1 pseudogene is annotated in these 228 nt (G+C 71.1%); it reads left to right on the top strand.

The annotated features are described in order from the left end of the window. Positions 1-228: pseudogene (locus KVS71_RS19850) on the top strand (glycogen debranching enzyme); the annotation flags it as partial.

Genomic DNA, 228 nt, shown 5'->3' with positions numbered 1-228 from the left:
GGTGCAGCCGGGACGGCTCTACGGCTACCGGGTGCCCGGCCCCTACGACTCTGCCCAGGGACAGCGGTCCAACCCGATCAAGCTGCTCCTCGTCCCGTACGCGCAGGCCGTCGCCGGCGTGATCGACTGGGGTCAGTCCCTGTACGGTCACGACTTCGGCGACCCTGAGTCCCGGAACGACGTCGACTCCGCGGCCGCGATGGTGACGGGCGGCGTCGTCCGCCTGCT

It is taken from the genome of Microbacterium sp. GbtcB4 (genome assembly GCF_019091465.1).
Taxonomy (GTDB): Bacteria; Actinomycetota; Actinomycetes; order Actinomycetales; family Microbacteriaceae; genus Microbacterium; species Microbacterium paraoxydans.
Note: the sequence above shows the minus strand (reverse complement) of the source record. Positions and strands in the feature narration are given on the sequence as shown.